Origin of the sequence: Brevundimonas sp., assembly GCF_047617075.1 — a bacterium.
In the GTDB taxonomy this organism is placed as follows: Bacteria; Pseudomonadota; Alphaproteobacteria; order Caulobacterales; family Caulobacteraceae; genus Brevundimonas.
This window is the reverse complement of record NZ_JBLGCI010000003.1, coordinates 299673-306116: the sequence shown is the minus strand read 5'-3', so window position 1 is coordinate 306116 and position 6444 is coordinate 299673. Positions and strand designations below refer to the sequence as shown.

Sequence of the window (6444 nt, the reverse complement as noted above, 5' to 3'; positions counted from 1 at the left end):
CGGCCCTGAACCACGCTGACGCGACAGGCGCGGGCGGACATGGAGCGGGCGATGTCGTCGGACAGGCCCACCACGCGGGCGTGCTTCACGCCGGGGGCGGGCGCCAGTTCGTAGAGGGTGACCACCGGGCCGGGGCGGATCTGATCGATGACGCCCTTGACCCCGAACTCGGCCAGCACGCTCTCCAGCATCTGGGCGTTCTGTTTCAGGGACTCCTCGTCCACGGCGGCGACGCGGGTCTTGGGCTTGGACAGGAAGCCCAGCGGCGGCAGTTCGAAGCCTTCGGTGCGGGCGAAGTCGAAGGCGCCCTGCATCTCGTTCTGCTCGCGGCCCGCGGGACGCGGCGCCTTGACCCCCGCCACCTTGGGCGCGCGGGCGGCGGGCGCGGGCTCTTCCCACGGCGGGGAAGCCTCGGCCGGGGCGTCATCGATCTCGGGTTCGGGCGCTACCGCGCGGGGGCGCACATTCGCGGCCGCTTTGGGCGCCGCGCGGGCCTTGCGCACCCCCTTGGGGGCCGGGCGGGCGACGCGGACCTCGGTCAGGTCGCGCCAGCGCAGGCCCAAGGTCCAGGCCAGCAGGGCCACGGCGGCGATCGCCAGAAGGACGCCGGCGAAGGCGGCGGCGAAGGGAATGCCCGCGAAGGCGAACAGGCTGGTCGGGGCCCACAGCAGGGCGTCGCCCCACAGGCCGCCGAGGCCCGCCGCCAGCGGCCAGATGGCCGGAATGATCAGGGCTGACAGGGCGCCGGCCAGCAGTAGCACGCCCAGCACGGCGGCCAGCGCCTTGAGCGGGGTCGGGCGCAGGCGGGTCTGCACCACCTCGCCCAAGGCCGCCGACAGGCCGAACGCCAGCATCAGCAGGACGGCGGGCCAGGCGGCTATCCCCAGCGACTGATAGAGCAGGTCCGCGAACACCGCGCCGTTGGCGCCCATCCAGTTGGTGGGTGCGGTGGCCGCCGCCGCGTTGAGGCTGGGATCGGCCGGATTCCACGACACCAGCGAGGCCAGCAGCAGGGTCGCCGCGATGCCCAGGAAGCCGCCCCGGAAACGCACGGCGATGGGCGCGCCCCACAGGATGCGGGCGCCGTCAAAAACACGGGTTCCGATGGCGAGGGCCGCGGACATGGGCGGGCTCCGGTGGGACTGAAGACAACTGCGCCGATCATCGCCCGCGCAGGGTTAAGCCCGCGTTTACCAGCCCCTGCGACGGCGCCGCCTCTGGACGCGGCCGCAGGGGGGCGCGACAAGGAGATCATGAGCCAGGACGACCTATCCGATCTCGACGTCATCGTGGCCGGCGCCGGTATGGCCGGGGCGACCTTCGCCCTGGCCGCCGCGAAGGCCGGGCTGAAGCCGGTGCTGGTGGACCCGTTCCCGTTCGAGGACCAGACGGCGCCCACCTTCGACGGCCGTTCCACGGCGGTGGCGTGGTCCAGCTTCCGCATGCTGAAGGCGCTGGGCGTGGGCGAGGCGCTGGAGCCGCACGCCTGCCGCATGGACCGCATTCTGGTGACGGACGGGACGCGGCCGGGCGCGGCGTCGCACCGGGCCCTGCCCGCCTTCCTGCGGTTTGACGCCGACGAGATCGGCGAGCGCACGGGCGGCGAGCCGCTGGGCTACATGATCGAGAACCGCCATATCCGTGCGGCCCTGGCCGGGGCGGTGCGCGCCGCGGGGGTGCCGGTGCTGGCGCCCGCCGCCGTGGAGGCAGTGCGGATCGAGGAATTCGCCGCCCACGCCGTGCTGAAGGACGGCCGGACCCTGAGCGCGCCGGTGATCGTCGGCGCCGAGGGGCGCAAGTCGGTGGTGCGCGAGGCGGCCGGGATCGGGACCACCGGCTGGGCCTATGGCCAGAGCGGGGTGGTGGCCACCGTCCGCATGGAGCGGGACCACGGCAATGTGGCCCATGAGTATTTCCTGCCCTCGGGCCCCTTCGCCATCCTGCCCCTGACCGACAGCCGCGCCAGCCTGGTGTGGACCGAGACCACGCGGCGGGGCGAGGCCCTGCGCGACGCGTCTGACGAGGCGTTCCTGAGCCATCTGAACCGGCGCTTCGGCGAGTTTCTGGGCGCGGTGAGCGTGGAGGGGCCGCGCTTCGTCTATCCCCTGTCCCTGTCGCTGGCCGAGCGCATCGTCGCGCCGCGTGTCGCGCTGATCGGCGATGCGGCCCACGGGGTGCACCCGGTGGCGGGGCAGGGGCTCAACATGGGGCTGAAGGACGTGGCCGCCCTGATCGAGGTGCTGGCCGAGGCCGCGCGCCTGGGCGAGGACATCGGCGCGGTCGGGGTGCTGGAGCGCTACGCCCGCTGGCGCCGGTTCGACAATGCGGCCCTGGCGGCCGGGTTTGACGGCTTCGTGCGGCTGTTCTCGAACGATGATCTGCTGACGCGTCTGGCGCGCGGCGTGGGCATGGCGGCGGTCAACCGCATCGCGCCCCTGCGCCGCGCCTTCATGACCGAGGCCGGCGGCGGGGCAGGGGATCTGCCCAGGCTGCTGCGGGGCGAGGCGGTCTAGTCCAGCGCGCGGGCTTCCTCGGCCAGCATAATCGGCACGCCGTCGCGAATGGGGAAGGCCAGTTTGGCGCCCTTGCTGATCAGTTCGCCCGCCGCCCGGTCATAGGTCAGACGCCCGCGCGTGACCGGGCACACCAGCACCTCCAGCAGGCGGGGATCGACGGTGGCGGGGGTGTTGAAATTCTCTGACATTGTTGAGGCGTCTTTCGTTCAGCGATGTCTGTCTAGCCGTCATCCTCGGGCTTGTCCCGAGGATCCATAAACGCCGACAGGGCAGGAACAAGCCTGGACGGGGCCGTGTCTCTGGATTCCCGGGACAAGCCCGGGAATGACGATGACGAGAAGAGCTACTGCATGGTCGGCGCTTGGTCGTCACCGGGTTCGGCGGCGTCGATGCGCAGCAGGGCGGTGAGTGTGTCGAAGCGGTCGCTCAGGGTCAGAGCCTCGATCAGGGCCTGCTTCTCGGCCGGTTCGAACGGCAGGGCCATGGACAGGCTGTTGACCAGCGCTTCGGGCGGCGCATCGCGCGCGGCGTCCCAGTCGATGTCCAGACCGCGCGGGCTGAGATACCCCTGCAGCGCCGCCAGCAGATCCCCGCGGTCGAATTCCTCATTCTCGCCCGGCGCCTTCAGGTCCAGGGCGAAGGGATCGAAGTCCACCCGCGTCTGGCGATAGGGTGTCTGGGCCGGCAGTTCGGCCAGCACGCGGAACCTCGCCACCCCGGTCAGGGTGATCAGATAGCGCCCGTCCGAGGTCTCGGCGAAGCTGGTGATCCGCCCGGCGCATCCCACCGGCGACAGGGCCGGCAAGGCGTCGGGTCCGCCTGAAGGCTGGAGCATGCCGATCAGCCGATCGCCGGCCATGGCGTCGTCGATCATGTTCAGATAGCGCGGCTCGAAGATGTTCAGGGGCAGCTGGCCGCGCGGCAGGACGATGGCGCCCGCCAGCGGAAACACCGGGATCACCTGGGGCAGGTCCGTGGCCTTTATGTAGCTGTGCCCCATCGGATCAGGCGAACAGGATGGAGGACAGGCGGCGACGGCCGTCGCGGGCGATCTCGGACGTGGGGCCGGCGGCCTCGAAGATGGTCAGCAGTTGTTTGCGCGCCGCCTGCTCGTTCCAGTCGCGATCGGCGGCGACGATCTTGAGCAGGTGATCCACCGCCGGCTCCAGCTGACCGGCCGCGGCCAGGGCAAGGGCCAGATCGAAGCGGGCCTGATGGTCGTCGGGGGCGGCGGCGACTTTCGCTTCCTGATCCGATGTCAGGGCGGCGGGGGCGCCGGCGCCCAGCGACAGCTGGGCCCGCACGCTGTTGACCAGCGGCTCCTTCGACGGGTCCGGCGCCATGGCGATGGTCTGGCGGGCCTGGTCCGCGTCGCCGTCGGCCAGATAGACCCGCGCCATGCCGGCGATGGCCTTTTCATTTTTGGGGTCCAGCTGCAGCGCCTGGGCGAAGGCCTGGGCCGCGCCGCCCAGATCGTTCAGGCCGAGAGATTCCTCGCCCATGGACAGGATCTGGTCCAGATCGGACGAACCGGACGCCTCGCCGGTCAGGCGCTCGATGAAGGCGGTGATCTGACTTTCCGGGATCGCACCCTGGAAGCCGTCCACCGGCTGACCGTCCTTGAAGGCGTATACCGTGGGGATGGACTGGACACGCAACTGGCCTGCGAAGGCGGGATTGGCGTCCACGTCGATCTTGACCAGCTTCACCTTGCCCTTGGCCGCGCGCACAGCCTTCTCGATGGCGGGCGTCAGGGTTCGGCACGGCCCGCACCAGGGCGCCCAGAAATCGACGATCACGGGCTGGGTCTTCGACGCCTCCACCACATCGGTCATGAATTCGGAGTCCGAGCCGTCCTTGACTGGGTCGGCGGCGTTGGCGGCGAGCGGGTCGGCGAAAGTCATCAGTGTCGGTTCCGGCAAGTGTGGTCGGTCAGTCTAACGCGTTCAAACCCAGATGGTCGCCCCCGGCGTGAAGTGCAATCAGGCGGAAGCGCTGAAATCGATGATCAGCGGGTCATGATCGACCAGGGTCAGGAAGCGGCGGAAGTCGGTCTGGGTCATGGCCGTGGTGGCGGTGTTGGTCAGGGGGTGGAAATTGACAAGGTCCGCCTCGGCCAGACGATGGTCCAGCACGAAGGTCACGCGCCGGTCCGTATCGTTGATCAGTCCGAACGCCGTCACCGAGCCGGGTCGTACGCCCAAGGTCTCCATCATCAGGGTCTCATTGCCGAAGGACAGGCGATCCGCGCCGATCAGGCGGTGGGCGGACTTCAGGTCGATGACCGTGTCCTGACGCGCCGAGATCAGCCACAGGCGCTGCTTCTTGTCCTTCAGGAACAGGTTCTTGGTGTGGGCGCCGGGCATGGCGGCCTTGATCTCGTGGCCTTCTTCCACGCGGAACACCGGCGGATGATCGTGGGTGACGGCGCCCAGCCCCTGTTCGGCGAACCAGTCCAGCAGGCGTGAGCGGTTGAAGGCGGGATCAGTCATGCGGGTTTCGGCTTGAGGGCATCATGGCGGCGGGGATAGGGTCGCGCGCCATTCAGACTAGACCGCCGGAGCCGTGCCTTGGAACTGGAATGCTACCCCATGTCGCCCCGTCCGCCCGAGATGGTGCCGGGACGGCCGTCGCGAGACTGGATGGACGCCTACGCCTCGCGCCACCCCTACCGGTGTCTGCCGCTGAGCATGGCCAACACCACGGGGTGGGAGCTGCTGTGCCCCATGGGCTTCACGGCCGAGTGGAACGGCGGCCCGTCGCAATCGGACATCATCCTGACGCCGGATCGCCCTCACCCGGATTTTTCAGGTTTCGTGCAGTCGCACTTCTCGCGCGGGGTGGTGACCATGCACCCCAACTATCTGTTCCGCACGCCGCCGGGCTGGGCGATGATCGCGTCCGGCGCCCCCAACCACGTCAAGGACGGCATTCAGGCCCTGACCGGCCTGATCGAGACCGACTGGCTGCCGTTTCCTTTCACCATGAACTGGATCTTCACACGGCCCGGCCGGGTGAAATTCGCCAAAGGCGAGCCGTTCTGTTTCCTGACCATCGTCGAGCACAAGAAGATGGAGCAGTTCCAGCCGGTCATGAAGACCCTGGACGCCAACCCGGCCATGAAGGGCCAGTTCGACGCCTGGAACCGCGAGCGCACCAGCTTCAACAAGCGCCTGGCCTCCGGCGATCCCGATGCGGCCAAGGAGGCGTGGCAGCGGTTCTATTTCAAGGGCGAGTATGCGGACGAAACGACACCGCCGCCTGCTGACCATGTCAACAAGCGGCGGATGAAGACGCTCAGACTGTTCTGATCGATCCCGATCAGTTCATGGACGGGCGCACCACGCGCGGGCCAATGTTCTCCAGAACCTCGCGGGCGTCAAAGGCGTTCGGATCATTCGGCTTGGGTCCGCGACCCAGCACGATCTCGGTGGACGCCTCGTAGCGTGTGACTTCGCGGACATCGAAATCCCGGCCCCACGGGTCACCCCACGGGCTCCACAAACCGCCGCGATAGAAGCGCCAGGACGGACCCCAGTAGCGGCCGTAACGCGAGCTGTAGAAGGGATCGGGCGAGCCCACATAGCGGGTGTCCCGATCGGTGGCGCGGTCCACGGTCTGGAACCAGTCATAGCCGCCCTGGGCGGTCAGTTCTGCGGCGCGATACAGCAGGTACATCTCCACCGTGTCACGCGAGGTCACCGAGTTGCCCGCGAAACCGACGCGGAAACGGTTCTGCTCGATCTGCATTTCCGAGTAGCCGCCGCGCATGGTGGGGCTGGCCGGCTGGTAGGGGGTCGCCGTGGCGCAGGCCGTAAGGGCCAGGGCGGCGACGGTCGCCAGGATGACGCGTTTCATGAAACTCTCTCCCATTTGGGCCCGATTATGTCCGCCGCTCACTGAACGGCGGATGAACAGCTCCGTTCCG

At 69.0% G+C, this 6444-nt stretch carries 8 protein-coding genes; 2 read left to right on the top strand and 6 right to left on the bottom strand.

Annotation, left to right across the window (positions count from 1 at the left end):
- The coding region (locus ACI8U3_RS05055; protein ID WP_415013776.1) for a DNA translocase FtsK 4TM domain-containing protein at window positions 1–1124 on the bottom strand (1124 nt) is incomplete at its 3' end.
- A 129-nt stretch (window positions 1125–1253) separates the two neighbouring features.
- Between ACI8U3_RS05055 and ACI8U3_RS05050 the strand changes: the two genes are divergently transcribed.
- Window positions 1254–2513: a UbiH/UbiF/VisC/COQ6 family ubiquinone biosynthesis hydroxylase gene (locus ACI8U3_RS05050; protein ID WP_415013775.1), complete on the top strand. Its 1260-nt coding sequence runs from the start codon at window positions 1254–1256 to the stop codon at window positions 2511–2513.
- Here ACI8U3_RS05050 and ACI8U3_RS05045 read toward each other — a convergent pair.
- The 4 genes from ACI8U3_RS05045 to ACI8U3_RS05030 all read right to left on the bottom strand — a co-directional run bounded on the left by ACI8U3_RS05045 (window position 2510) and on the right by ACI8U3_RS05030 (window position 5008).
- Window positions 2510–2704: a Trm112 family protein gene (locus ACI8U3_RS05045; protein ID WP_415013774.1), complete on the bottom strand. Its 195-nt coding sequence runs from the start codon at window positions 2702–2704 to the stop codon at window positions 2510–2512. The genes ACI8U3_RS05050 and ACI8U3_RS05045 overlap by 4 nt on opposite strands.
- A gap of 155 nt (window positions 2705–2859) precedes the next feature.
- Window positions 2860–3516, bottom strand: a complete 657-nt coding sequence (locus ACI8U3_RS05040; RefSeq protein ID WP_415013773.1) for an LON peptidase substrate-binding domain-containing protein — start codon at window positions 3514–3516, stop codon at window positions 2860–2862.
- A gap of 4 nt (window positions 3517–3520) precedes the next feature.
- The gene (gene trxA / locus ACI8U3_RS05035; protein ID WP_415013772.1) at window positions 3521–4420 is read right to left on the bottom strand and encodes a thioredoxin; all 900 of its coding nucleotides are present in this window, start codon (window positions 4418–4420) and stop codon (window positions 3521–3523) included.
- Window positions 4421–4498: 78 nt separating this feature from the next.
- Window positions 4499–5008 (bottom strand): prolyl-tRNA synthetase associated domain-containing protein, encoded by a 510-nt coding sequence (locus ACI8U3_RS05030; protein WP_415013771.1) that lies wholly within the window; start codon window positions 5006–5008, stop codon window positions 4499–4501.
- Window positions 5009–5086: 78 nt separating this feature from the next.
- Between ACI8U3_RS05030 and ACI8U3_RS05025 the strand changes: the two genes are divergently transcribed.
- Complete coding sequence (locus ACI8U3_RS05025) at window positions 5087–5827, top strand: DUF6065 family protein (RefSeq protein ID WP_415013770.1); 741 nt, start codon at window positions 5087–5089, stop codon at window positions 5825–5827.
- Between the two features lie 10 nt (window positions 5828–5837).
- Here the strand turns inward: ACI8U3_RS05025 and ACI8U3_RS05020 are convergent, their stop codons facing one another.
- Window positions 5838–6374, bottom strand: coding sequence for a CC0125/CC1285 family lipoprotein (locus ACI8U3_RS05020; protein WP_415013769.1), 537 nt, complete (start codon window positions 6372–6374; stop codon window positions 5838–5840).
- Window positions 6375–6444: the final 70 nt, after the last annotated feature.